At 62.0% G+C, this 21,659-nt stretch carries 24 protein-coding genes and 1 tRNA gene; 13 read left to right on the top strand and 12 right to left on the bottom strand.

Annotation, left to right across the window (positions count from 1 at the left end):
- The first annotated feature begins 50 nt into the window (after positions 1 to 50).
- Positions 51 to 443, top strand: coding sequence for a VOC family protein (locus BG023_RS03550; RefSeq protein WP_069309244.1), 393 nt, complete (start codon positions 51 to 53; stop codon positions 441 to 443).
- Between the two features lie 2 nt (positions 444 to 445).
- Here the strand turns inward: BG023_RS03550 and metW are convergent, their stop codons facing one another.
- Together metW and metX are read right to left on the bottom strand one after the other, a co-directional pair.
- Entirely contained in the window at positions 446 to 1,036 is a 591-nt protein-coding gene (gene metW / locus BG023_RS03545) for a methionine biosynthesis protein MetW (RefSeq protein WP_069309243.1), read from the bottom strand.
- On the bottom strand, positions 1,033 to 2,130 hold the full coding sequence (metX, locus tag BG023_RS03540) for a homoserine O-acetyltransferase MetX (protein WP_069309242.1): 1,098 nt from the start codon (positions 2,128 to 2,130) through the stop codon (positions 1,033 to 1,035). Before metX ends, metW begins: the two co-directional genes overlap by 4 nt.
- Positions 2,131 to 2,238: 108 nt before the next feature.
- On the opposite strand from metX, the gene hisC reads away from it, so the two are divergent.
- Positions 2,239 to 3,336, top strand: a complete 1,098-nt coding sequence (gene hisC, locus BG023_RS03535; protein ID WP_069309241.1) for a histidinol-phosphate transaminase — start codon at positions 2,239 to 2,241, stop codon at positions 3,334 to 3,336.
- Complete coding sequence (locus BG023_RS03530; protein WP_069309240.1) at positions 3,333 to 4,241, top strand: prephenate/arogenate dehydrogenase family protein; 909 nt, start codon at positions 3,333 to 3,335, stop codon at positions 4,239 to 4,241. Before hisC ends, BG023_RS03530 begins: the two co-directional genes overlap by 4 nt.
- Here the strand turns inward: BG023_RS03530 and BG023_RS03525 are convergent.
- The 5 genes from BG023_RS03525 to ftsE are packed head-to-tail and all read right to left on the bottom strand — an operon-like array spanning position 4,238 to position 8,483.
- Positions 4,238 to 5,524 (bottom strand): NRAMP family divalent metal transporter, encoded by a 1,287-nt coding sequence (locus BG023_RS03525; RefSeq protein WP_069309239.1) that lies wholly within the window; start codon positions 5,522 to 5,524, stop codon positions 4,238 to 4,240. The genes BG023_RS03530 and BG023_RS03525 overlap by 4 nt on opposite strands.
- A complete protein-coding gene (locus BG023_RS03520) occupies positions 5,521 to 6,243 on the bottom strand; it encodes a lysophospholipid acyltransferase family protein (RefSeq protein WP_069309238.1) in 723 nt (240 codons plus the stop codon). Before BG023_RS03520 ends, BG023_RS03525 begins: the two co-directional genes overlap by 4 nt.
- Complete coding sequence (locus BG023_RS03515; protein WP_069309237.1) at positions 6,240 to 6,773, bottom strand: YdcF family protein; 534 nt, start codon at positions 6,771 to 6,773, stop codon at positions 6,240 to 6,242. Before BG023_RS03515 ends, BG023_RS03520 begins: the two co-directional genes overlap by 4 nt.
- 10 nt (positions 6,774 to 6,783) lie before the next feature.
- Positions 6,784 to 7,749: a cell division protein FtsX gene (locus BG023_RS03510; RefSeq protein ID WP_233993064.1), complete on the bottom strand. Its 966-nt coding sequence runs from the start codon at positions 7,747 to 7,749 to the stop codon at positions 6,784 to 6,786.
- A complete protein-coding gene (ftsE, locus tag BG023_RS03505) occupies positions 7,746 to 8,483 on the bottom strand; it encodes a cell division ATP-binding protein FtsE (protein WP_069309236.1) in 738 nt (245 codons plus the stop codon). Before ftsE ends, BG023_RS03510 begins: the two co-directional genes overlap by 4 nt.
- Before the next feature lie 167 nt (positions 8,484 to 8,650).
- Between ftsE and BG023_RS03500 the strand changes: the two genes are divergently transcribed.
- A complete protein-coding gene (locus BG023_RS03500) occupies positions 8,651 to 9,637 on the top strand; it encodes an MJ0042-type zinc finger domain-containing protein (RefSeq protein WP_069309235.1) in 987 nt (328 codons plus the stop codon).
- Between the two features lie 107 nt (positions 9,638 to 9,744).
- A tRNA-Leu gene (locus BG023_RS03495) sits at positions 9,745 to 9,831 on the top strand.
- A 1,007-nt stretch (positions 9,832 to 10,838) separates the two neighbouring features.
- Here BG023_RS03495 and BG023_RS14830 read toward each other — a convergent pair.
- Complete coding sequence (locus BG023_RS14830; protein WP_190315847.1) at positions 10,839 to 11,363, bottom strand: hypothetical protein; 525 nt, start codon at positions 11,361 to 11,363, stop codon at positions 10,839 to 10,841.
- On the opposite strand from BG023_RS14830, the gene BG023_RS14340 reads away from it, so the two are divergent.
- Positions 11,247 to 11,597: a glycosyltransferase gene (locus tag BG023_RS14340; protein ID WP_083234508.1), complete on the top strand. Its 351-nt coding sequence runs from the start codon at positions 11,247 to 11,249 to the stop codon at positions 11,595 to 11,597. The genes BG023_RS14830 and BG023_RS14340 overlap by 117 nt on opposite strands.
- A gap of 655 nt (positions 11,598 to 12,252) precedes the next feature.
- On the opposite strand, the gene BG023_RS03480 is transcribed toward BG023_RS14340, so the two are convergent.
- Both BG023_RS03480 and BG023_RS03475 read right to left on the bottom strand, forming a co-directional pair.
- Positions 12,253 to 12,729 (bottom strand): PilZ domain-containing protein, encoded by a 477-nt coding sequence (locus BG023_RS03480; RefSeq protein WP_069309232.1) that lies wholly within the window; start codon positions 12,727 to 12,729, stop codon positions 12,253 to 12,255.
- A 157-nt stretch (positions 12,730 to 12,886) separates the two neighbouring features.
- A complete protein-coding gene (locus BG023_RS03475) occupies positions 12,887 to 13,534 on the bottom strand; it encodes a helix-turn-helix domain-containing protein (protein WP_069309231.1) in 648 nt (215 codons plus the stop codon).
- A gap of 481 nt (positions 13,535 to 14,015) precedes the next feature.
- Here BG023_RS03475 and BG023_RS14660 point away from each other — a divergent pair, with 481 nt between their 5' ends.
- The 5 genes from BG023_RS14660 (at position 14,016) to BG023_RS03455 (ending at position 17,230) form a co-directional block, all read left to right on the top strand.
- Positions 14,016 to 14,735, top strand: a complete 720-nt coding sequence (locus tag BG023_RS14660) for a hypothetical protein (protein ID WP_150122774.1) — start codon at positions 14,016 to 14,018, stop codon at positions 14,733 to 14,735.
- A gap of 259 nt (positions 14,736 to 14,994) precedes the next feature.
- Positions 14,995 to 15,507 carry a hypothetical protein gene (locus tag BG023_RS03465; protein WP_069309229.1) on the top strand — a complete coding sequence of 171 codons (513 nt, stop codon included), beginning with the start codon at positions 14,995 to 14,997 and terminating at the stop codon, positions 15,505 to 15,507.
- 390 nt (positions 15,508 to 15,897) lie between these two features.
- Positions 15,898 to 16,095, top strand: coding sequence for a Flp family type IVb pilin (locus tag BG023_RS03460; RefSeq protein ID WP_069309228.1), 198 nt, complete (start codon positions 15,898 to 15,900; stop codon positions 16,093 to 16,095).
- A gap of 406 nt (positions 16,096 to 16,501) precedes the next feature.
- Positions 16,502 to 16,624, top strand: coding sequence for a hypothetical protein (locus tag BG023_RS15100; RefSeq protein WP_257784907.1), 123 nt, complete (start codon positions 16,502 to 16,504; stop codon positions 16,622 to 16,624).
- A gap of 18 nt (positions 16,625 to 16,642) precedes the next feature.
- The gene (locus BG023_RS03455) at positions 16,643 to 17,230 is read left to right on the top strand and encodes an EAL domain-containing protein (RefSeq protein ID WP_069309227.1); all 588 of its coding nucleotides are present in this window, start codon (positions 16,643 to 16,645) and stop codon (positions 17,228 to 17,230) included.
- On the opposite strand, the gene BG023_RS03450 is transcribed toward BG023_RS03455, so the two are convergent.
- Positions 17,231 to 17,743 (bottom strand): DUF6702 family protein, encoded by a 513-nt coding sequence (locus tag BG023_RS03450; protein WP_150122773.1) that lies wholly within the window; start codon positions 17,741 to 17,743, stop codon positions 17,231 to 17,233.
- Positions 17,740 to 20,115: a M1 family metallopeptidase gene (locus BG023_RS03445; RefSeq protein WP_199797151.1), complete on the bottom strand. Its 2,376-nt coding sequence runs from the start codon at positions 20,113 to 20,115 to the stop codon at positions 17,740 to 17,742. Before BG023_RS03445 ends, BG023_RS03450 begins: the two co-directional genes overlap by 4 nt.
- 188 nt (positions 20,116 to 20,303) lie before the next feature.
- Between BG023_RS03445 and BG023_RS03440 the strand changes: the two genes are divergently transcribed.
- Together BG023_RS03440 and BG023_RS03435 are read left to right on the top strand one after the other, a co-directional pair.
- The gene (locus tag BG023_RS03440; protein WP_069309225.1) at positions 20,304 to 20,489 is read left to right on the top strand and encodes a DUF5522 domain-containing protein; all 186 of its coding nucleotides are present in this window, start codon (positions 20,304 to 20,306) and stop codon (positions 20,487 to 20,489) included.
- Between the two features lie 18 nt (positions 20,490 to 20,507).
- The gene (locus BG023_RS03435) at positions 20,508 to 21,620 is read left to right on the top strand and encodes an S-(hydroxymethyl)glutathione dehydrogenase/class III alcohol dehydrogenase (RefSeq protein ID WP_069309224.1); all 1,113 of its coding nucleotides are present in this window, start codon (positions 20,508 to 20,510) and stop codon (positions 21,618 to 21,620) included.
- Positions 21,621 to 21,659 lie beyond the last annotated feature (39 nt).

The raw sequence follows: 21,659 nt of genomic DNA, 5'->3' as shown, positions 1-21,659 counted from the left end.
CCCGATCCGTCCTAATCCGCAACCTGTCTTATGAGAGGAGGCGCATTTCCATGTTCAGTCACATTATGGTCGGCACCAACGATTTCGACCGCGCCAAGGCGTTCTATGACAGCGTGCTCGGAACGCTCGGGGTCAAGCCGGGGATGGTCAACGTCGCCGCGACCGGCCACAAGCGCGCATTCTGGATGCACCCGGGCGGGATGTTCTCGATCAGCGAACCGATCAACAACGAGCCGGCGACGGCATCCAATGGCTCGACCATTGGTTTTGCCTGCGACAGCCTTGAACAGGTCAAGGCGTTCCACGACGCAGCGGTCGCCGCAGGCGGCACCTCGATCGAAGACGCGCCGGGCCCGCGTGTCGGTGCGATGGGGACGCTGAACCTCGGCTATGTGCGCGATCTCGACGGGCACAAGCTGTGCATGCTGCACCGCGCCGGTTGATCCTACCGACTTAACTCGAACACCGCGAATTCGGCGCGCCAGTTAGCACCTGGTGCGCCGATTTCCTTTTCGCCCGAGAAAAACCACGCGCGTTCGATGCTCGCGCCCTTGGCGCGCGCCAGATCGCGGAAATCCTCGACCGTCACGTGGTGGATGTTCTGGGTTTCATACCAGCTCACCGGCAGCGCTCGGGTGACCGGCATCCGCCCGCCGAACATCAGCGCCGAACGGGTGCGCCAGTGCGCGAAATTGGGGAACGAAACAAATGCCCGCCGCCCCACCCGCAGCAACTCGTCGAGCATCCGGTCCGGCCGGGTCGCCGTCTGGAGCGTCTGGCTGAGGATGGCGTAATCGAACGCCTTGTCCGGGTAGTTCGCAAGGTCGAGATTGGCATCGCCCTGCACCACGCTTAGCCCGCGCGACACGCAGCGTTCAACCAGCGCGCCGTCCAGCTCCATGCCCCGCGCATCGCAGCCGCTCGCCGCTTCCAGCTCCGCCATCAGCGCGCCGTCCCCGCAGCCGATATCCAGCACGCGGCTGCCCGGCGCGACATGGGCGGCGATCGCCGCGAGGTCAGGGCGCAGCGTTGTCACTCCACAAACCCCTTCACCACGCGGTCGAGCTGGTCGTGTTCGAGCAGGAAGCTGTCATGCCCATGCGGCGCGGAAAGCTCCACGAAGCTCACCTTCGCGCCCGCCGCGTTGAGCGCATGGACGATGTGGCGACTTTCGGCAGTGGGGTAGAGCCAGTCGGTATCGAAGCTGACGATGCAGAAGCGCGCCTGCGTCCCCGCGAAGGCATCAGCCAGCTTGCCGCCATGCTCTTCGGCGATATCGAAATAGTCCATCGCGCGGGTGATGTAGAGATAGCTGTTCGCATCGAACCGGCGAGTAAAGCCGCTGCCTTGATAGCGGAGGTAGCTTTCCACCTGGAATTCGGCGTCGAAGCCAAAACCCTTGGCCTCGCGGTCCTGCAACCGGCGGCCGAACTTCTCGGTCAGGCCGGCTTCTGACAGATAGGTGATGTGCGCCGCCATGCGCGCCACGGCGAGGCCGTTGTCGGGCTTGGCGTCTGCCGCGTAGTAATCGCCCTCGGCCCAGGCGGGATCGGCCATGATCGCCTGCCGCCCGACTTCGTGGAAGGCGATGTTCTGCGCCGAGTGGCGCGCGGTCGAGGCGATCACCAGCACCCGTGCCGCGCGCTCGGGCCAGTTGGCGGCAAGGCTCAGCGCCTGCATCCCGCCCATCGAACCGCCGACCACGGCATGCAGCTTGTCGATCCCGAGGCCATCCAGCAGCGCCACCAAGCCACGCACCATGTCGCGGATGGTGATGACGGGAAAGCGCATCGCATAGGGCTGGCCATCGGGCGCAAGACTGGCAGGGCCGCTCGATCCCATGCAGCTGCCGATCACATTGGCGCAGATCACGAAGCGGCGGTCGGTATCGATCGGCTTGCCCGGGCCGACCATCCGCTCCCACCAACCGGGCTTGCCGGTGATCGGATGCGGGCTTGCCAGATACTGGTCGCCGGTCAGCGCATGGCACACCAGCACCGCGTTGCTCTTGTCGGGCGCGAGGCTGCCGTAGGTCTCGTAAGCGATCTCGCAATTCTCCAGCGCCTGACCGCTGTCGAGCGGCAGGGGATCCGGGAGGCGATAGACCGGCGAGAGCGGGGCGGCGTTCATTGACCGAGCGAATTGGGGGAGGCCCCAGCGCATGTCAATCGCAGCCACAGATAGCGAAGCGTTTTCGCGCTGTATTCGCGGCGACAAACTGGCTATCGCGCCAGTCCCATGTCCACACCGCAACCCAAGCCCTGGATCGCCCAGATCCACGCCTATGTGCCGGGCAAGTCCAAGTCGGCGAGCGGGAAACCGCTCACCAAGCTGTCGGCCAATGAAAACCCGCTGGGATCGAGCCCGGCGGCGCTTGCGGCGCTGGCCGAAGGCCATGTGGCGGCGGATTACCCCGATCCCGATGCGCGTGCGCTGCGCGAGAAGATCGCCGAAGTGCACGGACTTGATCCTGACCGGATCGTGTGCGGCACCGGCTCTGGTGAGCTGCTGCACTGCGCGGTTCAGGCGCTCGCCGGGCCGGGAGACGAGGTGCTGGCCTCGCGCTACTCCTTCTCGCTCTACCCGCTGCTCGCCCAGAAGGTGGGCGCGACGCCGGTGCTGGCGGCAGACGACAATTACGCAGCGAGTGTCGACAACCTGCTCGCCGCCGTTACCGAGCGGACCAAGGTGGTGTTGCTCGACAATCCGAACAATCCGGTCGGCACCTTCCTGCCACCGTCCGAAGTCGTGCGGCTGCACGCCGGCCTGCCCTCGGACGTGCTGCTGGTGGTGGACGAGGCGTACGGCGAGTATGTCGATCCGGCGTTCCAGAGCGCCGCCTTCGAACTCGCCGCCGCGCATGAGAACGTGCTGGTGAGCCGCACTTTCTCCAAGGCCTATGGTCTGGCCTCGGAACGGGTCGGCTGGGTGACGGGCGCACCGAACCTGATCGATCTGGTCAACCGGCTGCGCGGGGCGTTCAACGTCTCGGTGAGCGGGCAGAAGGCGGCGCTGGCGGCGCTCGGCGATCAGGCCTTCGTCACCGCCAGCCGCGAGCACAACGCCAAGGAGCGCACGCGCTTTGCCGAAGCTATCGCGATGCTCGGCAACCATGGCATCTCGGCCTGTCCGAGCGAGGCCAATTTCCTGCTCGTCCATTTCGAAGGCTCGGTTTCGGCGGCGCAGGCGCTTGAAGCGCTGTCCGACGCGGGTTACGCGGTGCGCCACTTGCCGAGCCAGGGTCTGCCCAATTCGCTGCGCATCACCATCGGCACCGCCGAAGCGACGACCGACGTCATCGCGACGCTCCGCCGCCTGTGCGGAGAGGCAGCATGACCATCCAGCGCGTCGCAATCATCGGCCTCGGCCTGCTCGGCGGCTCGATCGGGCTGGCGGTCAAGGCGCGCGGGTTGGGCATCGCCACCTCCGGCTGGGACCGCGATGCTTCCGTGCGTGAGCGGGCAGCGGCACGCGGCCTCGTCGATCAGGTGTGCGAGCGTGCCGAAGACGCCGTCGCCAACGCCGATCTGGTGATCCTGTGCGTCCCCGTGGGGGCGATGGGCGATGCCGCCCGCGCGATTGCGCCGGGCCTCGCACCCCACGCCGTCGTGAGCGATGTCGGTTCGTCCAAGGCCGCCGTCGCCGAGGCGCTGGCCACCGCGCTCCCCGGCGCCACGATTATCCCCGCGCACCCGGTGGCAGGCACCGAGCAGAGCGGGCCGGAGGCGGGCTTTGCCACGCTGTTTGCGGGCCGCTGGTGCATCATCACCCCGCCCGAAGGCGTCGACCCTGCGGCACTCGAAGCGCTGTCGGACTTCTGGACGAAGCTCGGATCCAAGGTCGAACTGATGGACGCGGCGCACCACGATCTGGTGCTGGCCGTCACCAGCCACATCCCGCACCTCATCGCCTACACCATCGTCGGCACGGCGAGCGATCTGGAAGACGTGACCCAGAGCGAGGTCATCAAATATTCGGCAGGCGGTTTCCGCGATTTCACCCGTATCGCCGCGTCGGATCCGGTGATGTGGCGCGACGTGTTCCTGACCAACAAGGGCGCCGTGCTGGAGATGCTCGGGCGTTTCACCGAGGATCTGACCGCGTTGCAACGCGCGATCCGTTCGGGCGACGGAGACACGCTGTTCGATCTCTTCACCCGCACCCGCGCCATCCGGCGGCAGGTAATCGAGCAGGGTCAGGATGACGAGCGCCCCGACTTCGGGCGCCAGCATCCCGACTAGCTCAGCAGGAACATCCCCGAGACCAGGGTCATGACGGCTGTTGCCGCCCATCCGCCGAACTTGAGCAGCGGCGGTAAGGTCAACCGGCCCATTACCTTGGGATTGCTCGCTGCCAGCATCGTCATCACCATCAAGGGTGGTGCGAGCAGCCCATTGATCACCGCAGTCCAGTAAAGCGCCTGCATAGGATCGATGCCGATCAAATTGAGTGCCACGCCGCTCAGCACCGCGACGACGATCGCGCCGTAGAAGGCCTTGGCCTCATGCGGCTTGCGGTCCAGCCCTTCGGTCCAGCCGAAGGTCTCGGACAGCGCATAGGCGGCCGATCCCGCTAGCACTGGCACCGCCAGCAAGCCGATGCCAATGATCCCCACGGCAAACAGCAGGAAACTGAAATCCCCTGCGATCGGGCGCAGCGCGCTGGCTGCTGCATCGGCAGAGGCGATCTCGTTGATCCCGTTTGCATGAAGCGTGGCGGCCGTGGCGATCACGATGAACAGCGCGGTGACGCTGGTAACCCCCATGCCGATAACGGTATCGGTCTGCATCCGTTTGAGGCCAGGGCCTGCCGTCCGCGGACGCACGCCGAGAGGACGCGTGTGAAGACGGTGCTGCTCCTCCACTTCCTGCCCGGCTTGCCAGAAGAACAGGTAGGGGCTGATCGTCGTGCCCAGTGCCGCAATGACGGCCATCGCCGTCTGCCGGTCAAACGTGAGTTCGGGCACAACGACGCCCCGCAGCACCTCTTGCGGCGAGATATCCGCGACAAAGGGCACAAGGATATAGGCGAGCAGCGAAAGCGCCGACCACTTCAGGATGCGGGTGTAGAGCGCATAGGCAACGAACACCTCAAGCAGTACCGAAATGCCGCCGAACAGCACCACATAGAGCATGATCGGTCCCGGCAGCAGCAGGTTGAGCGCAGCCGCCATCGCACCAAGGTCCGCGCCGAGATTGATCGTGTTAGCGATTAGGAGGAGCATCACCGCAAACCACAGCACCGGGCGCGGATAGTGGCGCTTCAGGTTGTGCGCAATGCCATGTCCGGTCACCGCGCCGATGCGCGCGCAGATCAGCTGCGTCGCGACCAGCAGCGGGTAGCTGAACACCATGATCCACGCGAGGCTGAAGCCGAACTGCGCGCCGATCTGGCTGTAGGTGCCGATCCCGCTCGGATCATCATCGGCCGCGCCGGTGATCAATCCGGGGCCCAGCACCTCGCCCCATGTCCGCCCATCGGGTTCGGTGTGCCGATCGTCCGCGTGCTCGTCCGGGGCGGTCACGGATGCAAGGTTCCAGGATCGGGTGAAGCCGGGTTCAGCGCGTTGATCGCCGCATGGACCCGCGCCTCGATCTCTTCGCGGGGCAGGCCTGCAGGGATGGTCTCGCCGACCTTGTACGTAATCCGCCCCGGCCGCTTGATCACGCGGTGATAGGTCGGCCCACTATCGACCGCGATCGGCACGACGGGCAGGCCAAGCAGCTTGTAGAGCCCGGCGAACCCGGCCTGCAGCGGTGGCCTGGACCCGTGCGGCACCCGCGTTCCTTCGGGGAAAATCACCAGCGGACGCCCCGCCGCCACGCGCTCCTTGGCGCTCGCGATCATCGAACGCAGCGCCCGCGCCCCCTGATCGCGCGCCACCGGAACCAGTCCATAGACGATCGCCGAATAGCCCCAGCCGGGGATGCGAAACAGCTCCTGCTTGGCGAACACGGCGGGGAAGGCAAGCAACCGCGGGGTATCGATCGCCTCGAAGTAGCTTTCATGCTTGATTGCGATCAGCACCGGCCCATCCGGCAAGGCACCATCGAGCACGACCGTGATGCCGAGCACATTCCGGACGCACCACAGGTGCCAGTCACCCCACTTGGCCACCACCGCCCGCAGCCAGCGGGGCCGCGCCGCGACCGCCACCACCGAGGCGACCACCAGCAGCGCGCTGCCGCTGTAAAACAGGACATAGAACGCAAGGCTGCGAAGCGCGGCGACGATCGCGTTCAAAGGTCCGCCAGTCCCGCTGCCCGGCTCGCGAGCAGCTTGTGATACTCGAGAAACAGCGTGCCGACTTGCGGATTGGAGGGGACCGCATCGCGGATCACCGTGACATGATCGGGCAGAGTGCGGTCAAGCTCGCTGGCCGCGCGGCGCATGTGCCAGTCGGTCGTCACCAGCCGCAATGATTGCACTTCGTTCTGCGCCACCCACTTCGCCGTCTCGGCCGCGTTGGAACGGGTATCGACCGCACTGAAGCCCAGCGTGATGCAGCAGGCCATTGCCTCCGCGCGAACGCCGAACTCGGCAGCGAATTCGGCCGGCTTCACTTCGGGATCGACGCCGCTCACCAGCATCTTCTTGGCGAGGCCGCGGTCCAGCACGTCCAGCCCGCGCGCAATCCGGCCCGCTCCGCCGGTCGGCACGATCACCGCATCGGTGAGCTGCGCGTCGGTCGCAGGCTGCGGCAAGGCGACGACGAACCACAGGAAGCCGATCGCCCACAGCAGGAATACAAAGGAAAGCAGGCGCCGCATCATAGTGTGAGGCCTAAAGCATGTCCTTGAGGGCAAGCGCAATGGTGATCCGCGCCGTCAGCAGCGCGAGCAGCACGCCCGCCACCGGCACCGCACCAATCATCAGCCAATTGGCAAGCGTCAGCACCCCACCGCTCGCCATGCCGCTATCGAGCGCCGCAAATTGCTGTCCCAGCAGCCACACCGCGCCCCCGCCCAGAGCCGCGCCGATCACAGCGCCGAAGGATGCCTCGCGGAGCACGGTGCGCAGGAATACCGCCGATATCTGGCGATCAGTCGCCCCCAGCAGGTGAATGATCTCGACCGTATCCCGCGCGCTCGCAAAGGCATTGCGCGCGGCCAGCCATACCGCCGCAGCGGTCGCCAGCGCGACCAGAACGACGAGCCCGAGCGCCAGCCACTGGAGCGCCGAAAGCGCGCCATAGACCGGGCGCAGCCAGTCCGATTGCGCGTCAACCCGCGCGCCGGGAACCGCAGTCTGCAAGGCCGCCTCGATCCGCGCGATTTCCGCCGGGCCAGCGTTGGTGGTCAGCTCGACATCGATCAGCGCCGGGATCGGCACATCGCCGCTCGCCGCGCCTGCCCCAAGCCAGGGCTCGAGCAACGCTGCCAGTTCGGTTTCGGGCACCAGCCGCACCGATTGCACGCCGTCGACCCCCGTCAGCGCCTTGACCGCCGCCGCGCCGCGCTGGGCGCGCAGATCGGGATTGGCCTCGATCACCTGCACTGTCACCGCCGAAGACAGATCGGCCTGCGCGCTGGTGGCAAGGTTGCGCAGCGCGAGCCCGCCCGCGGCAGCAATCACCACCAGCGCGATGAGGATCGCGATCACCCACGGGATTGGCCCGGAAAAACGCGGTGCCGGCAGCATCCGCGCGCCCCCGCGCGTCGGGCGCGGCATCGCGGGTGCGGCGTCGTTTGCGGGGGCGTCGCCGCCCAGACCGATTTCCCCGTTCTCGCCCGCTCCAGACCCGCTCACGCTCCGGCTCCTATCGGCGCGGACGGGCGCGGGGGATAGCGCAGCGCCCCGGTGGGATCGGATAACTGCCCCTTGTGCAGCCGCATGATCAGCGAATCCGGCACCTTGCGCAGCAGGTCGACATCGTGGGTTGCGACCACCACGGTTGTGCCGACACGGTGGTTGAGCGCCTCGAACAGGCGCAGCAGCTTCAGCGCCATTTCCGGATCGACGTTGCCGGTCGGCTCGTCGGCGATGAGGATGCGCGGGCGGGCGATCACCGCACGGGCGATGGCGACGCGCTGCTGCTCCCCGCCGGAAAGCGTCGCGGGGATGGCGTGGGCACGGTGGGCAAGGCCCACCCAGTCGAGCATATCGGCCACCGCCTTGACCACCCGCTTCTCGTCTGCCCCCGCGAGCCTTAGCGGCAGGGCAACATTGTCGAACGCCGTGAGGTGCGGCACCAGACGGAAGTTCTGGAACACCACGCCCAGCCGCCGCCGCAGATCGGGCAGGCGCGCGCGCGGCATCGTCATCAGGTCCTGCCCGAACATCCGGATCGCCCCGCGGGTGGGGCGCTGCGAGAGGTAGAGCAGCTTCAAAAGGCTGGTCTTGCCCGCACCGCTCGCGCCGGTCAGGAAGTAGAAACTGCCGGGGTAGAGGGTGAAGCTGAGATTGCTCAGCACCTCTGGATCGGTCCCATAGCGCAGCCCGACATTGTCGAACTTCACGATCTCGGTGAGACGATCATTCATGCCGCGCACCTATCAGTGGGCCGGAGCCTGGGAAAGACGAACATCGTAGAGATACGCAGTTTTGCCCCCGAAACGAGGGCCGCAATGTGGAAAACAAGCGGTAAATGCCGCTGATCGCTGGTCTTGCTCTTGTGCACGGGAGTGCACGGACTATTGCAAACAGGGACATGATCATCGCCTGCCCAGCCTGCGGTACGCGCTATGCGGTGCCCGATGCTGCCATCGGCAGCGAAGGGCGCACCGTGCGCTGCGCCAAGTGCAAGCACAGCTGGTTCCAGGAACCGCCGCTTCTCGATCTGCGCTACCCTGATGAAGCGGCCGCCGCCCGTCAGGACGTAGGCGCTTCCGCCCCAGTGGCCGAGGCCCCTGCCCCGCACCCGGCACCGGCGCCAACGCCGGCACCGTCGCAGCCCGCACCCGCAGCGGAGAGCGCGCCCGTGGCAGAGCGCCCATCGGTCAGCCATTGGCGTGCAGCCGACAATCCCGAAACCGAAGGCGCCAGTATCGACGATGCCTCGATCGCCGTGCGCGCCCTGCGCCGGGGATTGAGCCAGCAGGCGACCAGCGACCCCGAACCGCGCATCGCCCCGCAAATGGATGCGCCTGCTGCCTTCAGCGACAATGCCTCGGGCGCGGGGACTGTCGATGATCCGCCCTTTGGCGATGATGATTACAGCGCCGCCGACCAGGAATCGTGCTTCGATTTCCGTCCGCCATTCACCCGGCGGCGCAATACGCTGAAGATGTGGACGATTGCGGCGGTGATTTTCGCGGTGCTGGCCACCGGGACGATTGCCGCGGTCAACTACTATGGCCTGCCCGAATGGGTGCCGATCGACCGCCCGACCTTCGGCATTGGTCGCCCCGGCCTCGAGCTCGATTTCCCTGTGGAGGATCAACGCCCCGAAGCGCTGCCGAACGGTGAAACCATCTTCCGTGTGCGCGGGACGATTACCAACACCGCGCGCACCTCGCTGGATGTGCCCAATCTGCTGGTGGTCTTCTCCGACCAGCGCGAACGCAAGGTGGGTGACTGGGTGGTGGTTCCGGCCAAGACCCAGCTGGCCCCGGGCGAGACTGTCACGGTGACCGTAGCGATCGCCAATATCCCGCCGGGCGCAGCCGTGGCTGACCTTGGCTGGGCACCCAATTAACCCGTAATCACGGCAAGGCGTCAAAGCGCTTGCACAGGGCAGAACCCCTTGCTAGTGGCGCGCTCCTACCGCGGGGCCAGCATCAGGCTGCCCCGGAAAACCCGAGTGCGGTCGTGGCGGAACTGGTAGACGCGCAACGTTGAGGTCGTTGTGGGCGAAAGCCCGTGGAAGTTCGAGTCTTCTCGACCGCACCAAACAGTCTCTCCCGAAATCCAGGAATCGCCTTCGGGCATACCCTGCGACGAAAATGGCGCAGTTCTGCGGGATTTTCGCCTCGCCTTAAGCCGGGTGTGAGTCAGAGCACGCAGTAAGAGCCGGGTCTACCGGCTCTCTTCTCCCCATATCTCTGTCTAGAAAAAACTGACTGCAAGTGCGGCGGCGCTGCATCACGCAGGGAACCCCAGCATTCGCTCCTGCGCATGCCAGCAGAGAGGAAGGTCAGCCTCGAGCAGGTGCCTGCGGTCAAGGCGCGCGGGCTGGCGACCGTCAATGATCGCTTCGACGACGCGAGGGCTCACCATTCAGTGACAGCACCAATGCTTGCAGTGCACGGGAAGTCGAGCGGAATGTCGTGATACCAAGGGTCGTTTTGCTTCCCACATTTCGATCATTGGCTCTTAGTAAGGTATCACCAAGCTGATTGCGCTTGTTGACTGGAGGAACTTTTTGAGTTGCGATACAATCCACAGAATGCGCAGAGATGGTCCACTCTATCATTTGAGATCCGCCCTTGCCGGACTGCTTGGGATCTCGGATGAAAAAGCACGCAATGGGACGTGGTGGGAAATGGACCTCATCATTGTGGTCCTCGTGGGAGCATTTGCACTTGGCGCATTCGCTTGGGTGCAGCTCTAACGAAGGATCAAAAAGACCACACAATCAGTCTGAAAGTGATACGGCAATCTGCGTCGAGTATCGCTCCGCCCAAAGACCTCCAGAGCATCGCTTTCATTTCCTTGAGCAACTCGATTTGCCCCCGGCCTAGGCGTTGCCTTCACTTCATCGATGGGAAGAAACCCAGCCCGTCAACGACGATTCTCATCAACAGCCATCCGTTCGAAAATAGCCCCACTGCAAACCAGGCTGCTTGCGGGTTAACCGTGCCCGAAGGCGGCGGTCCTTATCCGGCTCTACTTACGAGAGTTTCCCAACCGTCGCTGCGGCAAGATCATCAGACAGAGGCTGACAACGAAAACGCAGCTTAATGCGGCCGTTCGAAGTGGGTACGCAATCGATCTAGTGCCACCGCCTCAGTCACCACCCCTCCGGCCCGACCGGCGCGCAGGTAAGCGTCGAAGAGCAGGATCCTGGTAAACCTGTTGCGAGGATTATTCGGCGCCAGCAGGCTCGTCAGACCCTTGGCTTGCCTGCGGATCGTCCGATCGTCTTGTCGGTCGGCTGGATCGCGCGGCAACACAAGCGCATGGATTACGTCGCGGACGAAATTGCACGCATGTCCGAGCCGCGCCCCTTCCTGGCGATGATCGGGGCCATGGATGAGGCCTCGGGTGAGGTCGTAGCGGAAGCGCGATCCAAACTCTGCGAGGGCGGCATGGTGGCGCGCTCGGTCCCGCCAAGCGAGGTGCCGACCTAGTACGCGGCCGCTGACGTGTTCGTCTTGGGTTCGCTTGCGGAAGGGTTCGGCCGCGTTTACATCGAAGCCCTGTCGCAGGGCGTGCCGGTCTTCTGCCACGACTATCCCGTGGGTCGTTTTCTGAACGGTCATGAGGTAGCCTATGGAGACTTCTCGAAACCGGGGGCGCTCGCTGTATTGCTAGCGCAACGCCAGGATCTCTTTTCCGAGGACCCCGCGAGTGCTTGGCGGCGCTGGGAGTACGCGCGTGATAATTTTGGTTGGCGAGCGCTTGCGCCCAAATATCACGATATCCGAAATGGACGAGGAGCAGCGTGCGTCGATGGGGTTTGCGGCGGCGGACGCAATCCGGGACTGGGGACCTGAACGGTTCGGGGCTGGCTTGCGTGCCGCAGTCGATTGTGCACACATGGCCCCGCGCAAAGGACCCCTGCGGCCATGGGACCAGGCACTTTTGCGCAAGATGCAGCGCCAAGTCATTGAAACCGTCTCGTGACCAAAAGACGATGCTGATGCTCAAAGCTCGCATCAGAGAAAAATCCGGGGCAATCGCCTCAGCCGACGAGACCCCCGGAGTTCAAACTGTAGTCAAGGTTGCCATACTGCAAGAGCTGCTTTCTGATGCTGCCGGGGGGCTTTCATCGGCAGTTCCCCTGATGGTCGACGGTTTGACTGAGGTAACGTGTGTCGATCCGCATGTTCCTGGGATTAGAGACCCTGTTTCCCCACCATATACTCGGTACTGGGGTCGGAAAGTCCATGCGCATCCCAGCTATGGGCCCGCTAATTTTCACTGGGCGCCTAGCATGCGAACGACCTTAAGAAACATCGCGCCGGACGTAATTGATACTCAAGGCATTTGGATGAATCTCTCGTGGGTGGCGCTCAAGGAGCTCAAAGAAAATGGCACCCCTTGTATCGTTACGCCATATGGCATGCTTGGGCGCAAATGAGCCGGCCACTTGATTGCAGGGAATGCCAGCGCAATGAGATGGTCTCGCTTATGCCTCGGATAAATCCGTTAGCTTACCAGTTTGGCAAGCAGCGCAATGAGCGCCCAGATTGTAAGCGGTCCAAGGATATGAATGGCGACACGAACCCGTCGAGGCCATCTTTCGGGGGCCGCGAGCTGCACCATCGTAGATAGCGGCTCATTCAATCGAGCACCGCCTGCACAGGCCGGATGGGCCTTGAGGCGCACAGCGCTGAGCACGGCCATGTCTAAGGGGGCCTCAAAGAGGCAGCCGCTGATGGTCCCGTTATTCCAGACCACTTTGGCCTTCGTGGGACCCGAAATCGGAAGTGTCAGCTCAAATTCAGTCCCGATCCTTAATTCGGTTGAGGTTTCAATCGCAAGGCCATCGGCCGAAATGGACCTTATGCATACATCAAAGCTTCTTTGCGGAGCGAGGCCATCGGCCAGGAAGTGTATCGCGTAACGGGTCGCTGATCTTTGATCGAGTACGCTGAGGATATGTTTTTTCGAATGACGCGACATCAGTCTCACCTGTGTGGAAATTTTAGAACCGTGCGGCATCAAATGCGGCCATCGACAGGTTGGATGGCCAGCTTGGCAACATTTTCCATGCGAAAAAGGTGCCCGGAGGCCAAGCTACGCCCGCCTTCGCGCTTGTCCGACGCAAACCGCGAGCCTCTTACACTTCGATAATAATCCGGACTGCTGTCGGCGCTGCGCCAAAGGCATCAGCAATGCGAGTTCGGCAATGATCGATCAACTCCGCACTCGAGGTTGGCTCGCTAGTTTTCATGAGGGTCTGAACATCGACGTCGAACAGGGTCGCAATGGCACTCAGCCGCGCCGGCAACGGGCGCGCCTTACCCTTTTCCCATGCCCAGATCGTCGGCTTGCTGACGTTGAGCGCAGAGGCCACCTCATCTAGCGTCATTCCAGCATGACGGCGCAAATTCCGAAGAATCAACCCCAACGTATCACCGGCAGGACCCAAAGACGCCGCCGGCAGCAATTGCTCGGCCTGATTGAGCGGCGCTCCCCTTAGCTGGGCGGCCGCCATTATGCCGGGGGTTAGTTCCTGATCGAAAGAGCAACCAAACAGCGCGCCGCTTCGCCATACGACGTTGCAAGCGAACTCTCCAACGCCTGGCATTCGCAAAACGAACCCATCCCTCAGATCGGGAGCCGCCGACGCCTCTAAAAGTACTCCGCCGGCGGAGATATCCCTTATTGCGACTTTGACAATCTCCTGATTGTTCAATTTACATTCGGCCATGAAATGGATTTTGCGCCTGGATCGCCTAGACTGGATGTATTTTTGTTCATTCATTAAATCACCTTATTTCTTCATAAACGAGAATTTATTAATTTGTACTCTACATAATATAAATTATAAAATTTTTTGGCAGTATTTTTATTACGCCAATCATGATCCGCAATGATTCATGATAGATAACACTTCTACTGTTAATTAAATTGTTAGCTAACATTTCTAACAATGGGACAAAGTTAAAAAATACGGGTGCCTAATTTTCTATTACTTGCAGTATCATAGACGGTTCTGAATCAAAAAACAATTCCCACAATCTTCTTATTCAGTTATAGTCGGAACCGGGACGCGGGATCTCCAGCAGCCCCTCCCCAAAAAAGGGCTCGTTGCGGACTGGCGCGACCGGGGTGGCTCCATTGAGAAGCCCTTGAGCTAGTCGCTTGGCATGGCCAAGAGGGTGTTGTTGAACGTTGCATTGGGCGGCACGAGAGCGTGTCGCCAACAATGCGGTTAGGCTTGTAAGTGCACGGTAGGTGAAGGAATGAATGCCTTGTTACTTCGAAATCCCCGCAGGGAAGGTGAAGATTGGACTGAGTCCTACTGGGGAGTCCGGCATTCCCTCATGTTTCTATCCAGCTTTTATCAGTTAAGAGCGATATTCAAGGACAGCCCAGGCCCGCTCGCGCGTCACAATGGGCGGGATCTGATCATCAAAAATCTTTGCGATGATGTGTCCGAGAGCTCGCTTCGCATGCCCTCACGGCAAGAATTCGAATCGAGAGGTCACTTCATTGGCTCTTATGCTGACATCTACGAAGCCTTTGATGAATACATCCTCAATTGGAAATCTTTAGTATCAAACATAAGAAATAGCCGAATCGACTCATTGTTCCAACGATCTTTGAAACGTATTTATAATGAAACCCACCGATCTGGGGATACATTCATGTTTTTCGACCGTGACGAGCAAATCAATTTCAATGAGTTCGTCGATATATTTATGTTTTTCCTTCGCAGCGAGGGGCTTGTAGTGCCGCATGGCGCCCAATGGGTGGCGTTTTACAAGAAGATTGCGACATCCGTGGCGGACTGGCAACTGCCTCCGGCACCTCCAATGCCCAGCATCGCTAACGGCCAGCAAGACGAGATTGTCGGAATTTTAGCCTTGCAACTGCATTGGGCTGCAGAAAATGGCCGCCTTTTCGAAGCGATAAAATTCCTCGGAGCGCTTGACGTCACAGATTGGGTGGTGCGCCGCTGACCGGGGCAGGCGATAGCCCATGAACCAGAGCTTGCGCAGCTATGTGCCAATTCGCCACAACCATGAGCGATCGTCCATCACAAGCCGCGGGCACGACCAATCTCTCTAATCGGTCATAGCTATCACCTCGGATGGATCTGAAATCGCTTACCCCAAAGGCTTATAATGGTTTTCGCGATATATTCGCATTCATTTTCGATATCCCATGAGATGCAAATTTTGCATGTGCATTACATTTTTAATTTTAGGAGAATTTTCAATGTCGAATTTTTTTCGGATGGGATTTATTACTTGCGCCTGTGCGTGCTTGACGGCTTGCGCTGGTGGATCAGCGATACAGCCTGACAGATCAATATTCAGTCTCGACAATAATTATCAAAGGTTTTTCTATTCCGATCCGATCGAAGAGACATTCGACCGCACGGTGGTCGTCTTCCGCGAAGCGGGGTACAAGCTTGATGTGGTCGATCGGGCGACAGGGCAGATCAGCGGCCTCAGGGGAGCCACGGGGGACAAGGGATCAATCAGGGACAAGGATTTGAAGTTTTACGCCTTGATCCTTCCAAAGAACGATGGCAGCGAACTGGGCATCAAGATCGTGCAAGTGATCAAGAGCGGCGCCCTCGGTTCGTCAAAAGCGGAACTCATCGTGAATGACCCCATGATGTATCAATATGCCTTCAAGCGCATTGGGAATGCAGTCCTCCGGTCTGATTCAGCGCCGGCCATTCAAGCGGCGCCGAACGATGATCAAGACTTGGCCCCTTTTTAAGTCATGATTTTCTCCTGAAGGCTTTGGCTGATGCGCGGTTGTTGGTCGCGCAAGCAACATCTGGGGCGTATTTTGTCAGTTGCATGCTTTTCGGAACCAAGGCCCGCACTGCCGCGTTTGCCCTAGCACCAAACGCCAGGATCAACCCAGTTTGAAAAGGCGACGCAAGCGCGGTGCCGGAGGTTCGGGTCGTTGCGGCGAGGCCCACAGGTGCGAATGCCCGGTAATTCGCAACGCTGTACATGCTAGGCCGTTATCGACGATACGACGATCACCAATGTCTGGCACCGGATGCCGCGCCTCTGATACTTTCGATCAGCCATTACACCCTTTTGCGCAGTTGCCATAACCTACAGCGATCGCGAATGAGCTTCGAGGGAGTAATTTATAATGCGAAAAGGCCTTGCAACTATCCATCAATTTTTGATCGCCGTGACGCGTGATCAAGCCGGCGCCACGGCCATCGAATATGCCTTGATCGCTGCCGTGATATCCGCCGTACTTATCGGAGCGATGTCTTATCTGGGGATGGGCGTAGCTGATCTTTACGATGGCGTCGCTGCGAACGCGGCTGAGGCCATGAATTAAGGGCCAACCGATGGAATCGGCGGCCGCCCTCCCGGCGCGGCGCATTCAAGGTTCACGCACCTCGCGACATTGTCGCTCAAAGGGCACGGCAATAGCAGCATTAATTGCATTACCCACAGCCAGGCTCCCTCCTCACCACTGCATCTGCATGGGCGAGGCAGCATTGCGACTGAGCATCACAGCCGAACGCGATTGGCATTGGCACTATAACCGCCGACAACTGCGCTGCGCAGAGCCCGGTGCGGACGAGCCATGGTCGGGCATAATTTGGCCTCGTGGCTCGTTGTCCGCACCGACTTGGATGCCAAGACAGCCTTACATAACTATTATCTAGTCAAATCGACCGCATGACCAGACACCCAGCCATCTGCTGAGCGAACGGGTACTCGAAGGCGTGTCGCAGCAATTGTCCGACGGTCTCAAGCCGGGCGTGTTTCTGGCGCGCCGGAGCGGTGATGAATTCGCGATCCTGGACACGCCGGTGATAGGCAGCGATGTGTTTGCAGCGCTGCTTGATGCCGAACTGTAGCGTCCGGTATCGCGGGTGATGCTTAACCAATTAATCGTCGATGGGCCGACGATCCGTGAACTCATCGACAGCGATTGCCGGATCGGGCTGAACCTGTCCGAAGCCGATCTGCGGCACGGCGATTTCGTGCGGTACCTGATCGAGGCGATCGATGATAGCGCGCTCAGCCCGCGCAACATCACTATCGAACTGACCGAAACCATGCTGATCGATGCCCGCAGCCAAGTGCATGCCGCGCTCGCATTGCTCGACGAGTGCGGCTTCACCATCTGTCTTGATGATTTCGGCACCGGGTTTTCCTCGCTCACGCACCTGCGCGCCTTCCCAATCCACAAGGTCAAGATCGACCGCGACTTCATTTCCGGCATCAGCGAGGATCACCAGTCGCGGCTGATCGTGCAGGCGATCATGCAGATGAGCCAGAGCCTTGGCCTGCGTGTGGTCGCCGAAGGGGTCGAGACCGAGGAACAGGAAATCTTCCTGCGCGCGATCGGGTGCCGCCATGTGCAGGGCTATCGCTATGGACGCCCCGCCCTGATCGCGGATCTGCGCGCGCAATTCGACATGCCTGACGAGCTCCTTCCGGCGGCGCGGCGGCGGGCCTGATCAGCGCGCCAAGGTTGCGCTCTGCGGGCCGCTGTCGGCGGAGAACAGCAGGGTCACCAGCCCCGTCCCGCGTCCGATATTGACCCGGTTTTCCTGCCGCACCCAGACATCGGTGAGGATCTGCGAATTGACGGTGATCTGTGCGCCCGGCGCAGGGGCCGCGATCTCCTGATAAATCATCAGACTGCCGCCGCTGATCTCGCTCCCGACATAGTCGGGGGTGACGGCCGCTCCGTCGATTTCGAGCAGGAAACGGCGCGTGACGTAACGGGCAAAGGCCTCGCGGCTCGCTTCGCTGCCGATGATGTCCGCGACCTTCACACCCTGTCTGCGCAAGGCGTGTTCGGCATCGTGCACCGGCACCTGATGCACCAGTTCGAGCGCACCGGTGCGCGGGTTCACCATCAGCGTGCTGATCGCGATCTTCTGCTGATGCGCCTGCGCCGGGGCCGCCGGCATCACGGCCAGCGGCGCCATGACCAGCGCGGCGATCAGGAGCAGTCGGCGGATCACTTCTTCTTGCTGTCCGGCTCGGCCCCGGCTGCCTCGCCCATCAGGTCACGGCTGACCCGCGCCTTGCTGAATTCGGACTTGAACGCCTCGACCCGGCTCGGGATGATGCGGCGCGGATAGTGGTTGTTCTCGATATCGGCATCGCCGGTTTCCCAATCGGGATCGACCACCACCTGCACCAGTTCCTTGCCCTTGGGGAACACCAGCAGCTTGGATACCTCGCGCGCGTTGCGACGCCAGATTTCGGCCGGGATCGAAAGCTTCTCGGTCTTGCCGTCGGCGAAGGTCAGGCCGAGGATCACCGGCATCACTAACCCGCCCTTGTTGCTGAAGTTGAGGACGTAGTAATTCGCGTCCTCCTTCACCGCACGGTCAAACGCGGCGCGCTCCCACGGGGCGAGGCCTTCGAGGAAATCCTTGTAGCCCTTGCGGTCCTTGGGGGTAACGGTGAATTCGTCATTCTTGTCGTAGAAGTCGGTGACACCGGGGTTTTCGAGCACCCAGATCGGCAGGTTCTGCTGCTTGTTCAGCTCGACCCCGACCAGATCGGGCTCGGCCTCGCGCTCGGCCCGGCGACGCGAGAGGTCGATGTCCGGGTTCTTGGTGTCCATCCGCAGGCGGTAGATCGAATCCAGCGCGATATCGACGTGATCGGTGGTGTAGTACCAGCCACGCCAGAACCAATCGAGATCGGTGCCGCTCGCCTCTTCCATGGTGCGGAAGAAATCCGCCGGAGTGGGGCGCTTGAACTTCCAGCGACGGGCATATTCCCTGAGCGCAAAGTCGAAGCGTTCACGCCCGATGATCGTATCGCGCAGCAGATGCAGCGCGGCAGACGGCTTGCCATAGGCGTTGGAGCCGAGGTCGGTGATCGAATCCGATTGCGTCATGATCGGCTGCTGGTTGTTCGACACCATATAAGGAACCATGTCGCGCGGCAGGCTGCGGGTCCACGGCATCTCCGGATCCCATTCGTAACCGGCGACGGAATCGAGGAACGAGTTCAGCCCCTCGTCCATCCAGGTCCACTGGCGCTCGTCCGAGTTCACCGTCATCGGGAAGTAGATGTGCCCGATCTCGTGGATCACCACGCCGACAAGGCCCATCTTCGCAGCCAGCGTGTAAGTCCGCGAGCCGTCCTTGTTGAGGATGGTGCGCGGCCCGTTGAAGGTGATCATCGGGTATTCCATCCCGCCGACCGGCCCGTTGACCGATTGCGCGGTGGGATAGGGATAATCGAAGCTGAAGCGCGAATAGACCTTGAGCGTGTGCACCACCGCCGCGGTCGAATACTTGCGCCACAGATCGCCGCCTTCCTTGGGCCAGAAGCTCATGGCGAGCACGGTCTCGTGCTCGGCACCGGGCTGCTCCACGCCTTGCGCGTCCCACATGAACTTGCGGCTGGAGGCCCAGGCGAAATCGCGCACGTTCGTGGCGGCGAACTGCCAGACGCGCTTGCCGGTCGGCCCGCTGGCCTCGTTGGCGGCGGCTTCTTCGGGAGTGACGATGAACACCGGCGCGGCGGCGGTCTTGGCGCTTTCGAGCCGCTGGCGCTGAGCAGCGGTGAGCACCTGATCGGGGTTCTGCAGCGTCCCGGTCGATGCGACCACGTGGTCGTCCGGCACCGTCATCGCGACCTCGTAATCGCCGAATTCGAGCGTGAATTCGCCGCGGCCGAGGAACTCCTTGTTGTGCCAGCCTTCGTAGTCCGAATAGACCACCATGCGCGGGAACCACTGGGCGAGCAGGAAGATATCGTTGCCGCCCTTGCGCGGATCATCGGGGAAGTGTTCGTAACCCGAACGCGCATTGATCGCGTCTTCCTCGACGATGTTGAACGCCCATTCGATGGTGAATTCGGCGGTCTCGCCATGCGCCAGCGGCTGCGGCAGATCGATCCGCATCAGCGTGCCGACAATGGTGTGCGGCAGGCTTGCGCCGGTCAGGGTCTTCACCGCGCCGATGTCGTAGCCATAGGTGTTGTCGGCCATCGCCTGCTGGCGGCGCAGTTCCTCAAGCGAAAGCTTGGTCGGTTCGCTGGCCGAGCCCATCCGCACTTCCGGCCCGCGCCGGCCAGGGCCGCCGAAAGCATCGGCCAGCTCGGCCATCGAATCCTTCTTGAAGATGTTCTGGTCGAGCTGCATCCACAGCCACGGCAGGGCATCGGGCGAATTGTTGGTGTAGCGGATGGTGGCCTTGGCGGTCAGGCGGCGCTTGGCCTCGTCCAGCTCGGCGGTGATCTTGTAATCGACCTTCTGCTGCCAGTATTCGTGCCCCGGCGCGCCGCCAGCGGTGCGATAGGTGTTCGCATCGGGCAGCACTTCATCGAGCTGGCGGAACTTGTCTTCAAAGCTCCCCTTGGTCTGTTGCACGCCCTGAGCGCTGAGGGGTGCGTGGGCGGGAATGGCAAAAAACAGCGCGGCAACAAACAGCACGAAACGCAAGGGCGCTCTCCGGCAAGGGGGGTGTGACTGGCAGAGGAACCCCGCTCACAGCCCAAAAGTTCCGGTCACGCAAGACCCGAATTGTCATTGGCCCGCGCTGCGAATATCGCCGCGCCATGACCCAACCCGAATGGCACGCCTTGCACGAAGCCGCCTGCGCGCGCGGAGAGAGCACCTATCGCGATCCGGCCACCGGCTACACCGTGTTCACGCGGGTCGCGCACCTCGCACGCGGAAAGTGCTGCGGATCGGCTTGTCGCCATTGCCCTTACGATCACGAAGCCGTACCCAGCCGCCGCTGACTACCGGAGAACCCGTCCATGAAGACCCGCGCCGCCGTTGCCTTTGAAGCCAAGAAGCCGCTCGAAATCGTCGAGCTTGATCTCGAAGGCCCCAAGGCCGGCGAGGTTCTGGTCGAAATCATGGCGACCGGCATCTGCCATACCGATGCCTATACGCTCGACGGGTTTGACAGCGAGGGCATCTTCCCCAGCGTGCTCGGCCATGAAGGGGCTGGCATCGTGCGCGAGGTGGGCGCGGGGGTGACATCGGTGAAGCCCGGCGATCACGTGATCCCGCTCTACACCCCGGAATGCCGCCAGTGTAAGTCTTGCCTCAGCGGCAAGACCAACCTGTGCACCGCCATCCGCGCGACGCAGGGCAAGGGGCTGATGCCCGATGGCACCACGCGCTTCAGCTACAAGGGCCAGCCGATCTACCACTACATGGGCTGCTCGACCTTCTCGAACTTCACCGTCCTGCCCGAGATCGCGGTCGCCAAGATCCGCGAAGACGCGCCCTTCCAGAGCGCCTGCTACATCGGCTGCGGGGTGACCACCGGGGTCGGCGCGGTGATCAACACCGCCAAGGTGCAAGTGGGCGATAATGTCGTGGTCTTCGGCCTCGGCGGGATCGGCCTCAACGTCATTCAGGGCGCGCGGCTGGCGGGTGCGAACAAGATCATCGGGGTCGATATCAACCCCGACCGCGAGGAATGGGGCCGCAAGTTCGGCATGACCGAGTTCCTCGATACCCGCGGGATGAGCCGCGAGGATATCGTCGCCAAGATCGTGCTGATGACCGATGGCGGGGCCGATTACACTTTCGATGCCACCGGCAATACCGAAGTGATGCGCACCGCGCTGGAAGCCTGCCACCGTGGCTGGGGCACTTCGATCATCATCGGGGTGGCCGAAGCGGGCAAGGAAATCGCCACCCGCCCGTTCCAGCTGGTGACGGGGCGCAACTGGCGCGGCACCGCGTTCGGCGGAGCCAAGGGCCGCACCGATGTGCCCAAGATCGTCGACATGTACATGACCGGCAAGATCGAAATCGACCCGATGATCACCCACGTGATGGGGCTCGAGGAGATCAACACCGCGTTCGACCTGATGCACGCAGGCAAGTCGATCCGCAGCGTCGTGGTCTTCTAATCACTGCATCACAGGGGTGGTTAACCGCGTGGTTACGCG

Origin of the sequence: Porphyrobacter sp. LM 6 (assembly GCF_001720465.1) — a bacterium.
In the GTDB taxonomy this organism is placed as follows: domain Bacteria; phylum Pseudomonadota; class Alphaproteobacteria; order Sphingomonadales; family Sphingomonadaceae; genus Erythrobacter.
The sequence above is the reverse complement of the archived record's forward strand: the minus strand, read 5'-3'. Positions and strand labels throughout refer to the sequence as shown.

Coding starts and splice junctions, on each gene's coding strand:
- BG023_RS03480 (WP_069309232.1), bottom strand. CDS start 12,729: ATGTCGCGTCATTCGAAAAAACATATCCTCAGCGTACTCGATCAAAGA.
- ftsE (WP_069309236.1), bottom strand. CDS start 8,483: ATGAATGATCGTCTCACCGAGATCGTGAAGTTCGACAATGTCGGGCTG.
- BG023_RS14830 (WP_190315847.1), bottom strand. CDS start 11,363: ATGACCGTTCAGAAAACGACCCACGGGATAGTCGTGGCAGAAGACCGG.
- BG023_RS03440 (WP_069309225.1), top strand. CDS start 20,304: ATGACCCAACCCGAATGGCACGCCTTGCACGAAGCCGCCTGCGCGCGC.
- BG023_RS03455 (WP_069309227.1), top strand. CDS start 16,643: ATGCTTAACCAATTAATCGTCGATGGGCCGACGATCCGTGAACTCATC.
- BG023_RS03550 (WP_069309244.1), top strand. CDS start 51: ATGTTCAGTCACATTATGGTCGGCACCAACGATTTCGACCGCGCCAAG.
- BG023_RS03475 (WP_069309231.1), bottom strand. CDS start 13,534: ATGAATGAACAAAAATACATCCAGTCTAGGCGATCCAGGCGCAAAATC.
- BG023_RS03530 (WP_069309240.1), top strand. CDS start 3,333: ATGACCATCCAGCGCGTCGCAATCATCGGCCTCGGCCTGCTCGGCGGC.
- hisC (WP_069309241.1), top strand. CDS start 2,239: ATGTCCACACCGCAACCCAAGCCCTGGATCGCCCAGATCCACGCCTAT.
- BG023_RS03500 (WP_069309235.1), top strand. CDS start 8,651: ATGATCATCGCCTGCCCAGCCTGCGGTACGCGCTATGCGGTGCCCGAT.
- BG023_RS03435 (WP_069309224.1), top strand. CDS start 20,508: ATGAAGACCCGCGCCGCCGTTGCCTTTGAAGCCAAGAAGCCGCTCGAA.
- metX (WP_069309242.1), bottom strand. CDS start 2,130: ATGAACGCCGCCCCGCTCTCGCCGGTCTATCGCCTCCCGGATCCCCTG.
- BG023_RS03460 (WP_069309228.1), top strand. CDS start 15,898: ATGCGAAAAGGCCTTGCAACTATCCATCAATTTTTGATCGCCGTGACG.
- BG023_RS14660 (WP_150122774.1), top strand. CDS start 14,016: ATGAATGCCTTGTTACTTCGAAATCCCCGCAGGGAAGGTGAAGATTGG.
- BG023_RS03465 (WP_069309229.1), top strand. CDS start 14,995: ATGTCGAATTTTTTTCGGATGGGATTTATTACTTGCGCCTGTGCGTGC.
- BG023_RS03515 (WP_069309237.1), bottom strand. CDS start 6,773: ATGATGCGGCGCCTGCTTTCCTTTGTATTCCTGCTGTGGGCGATCGGC.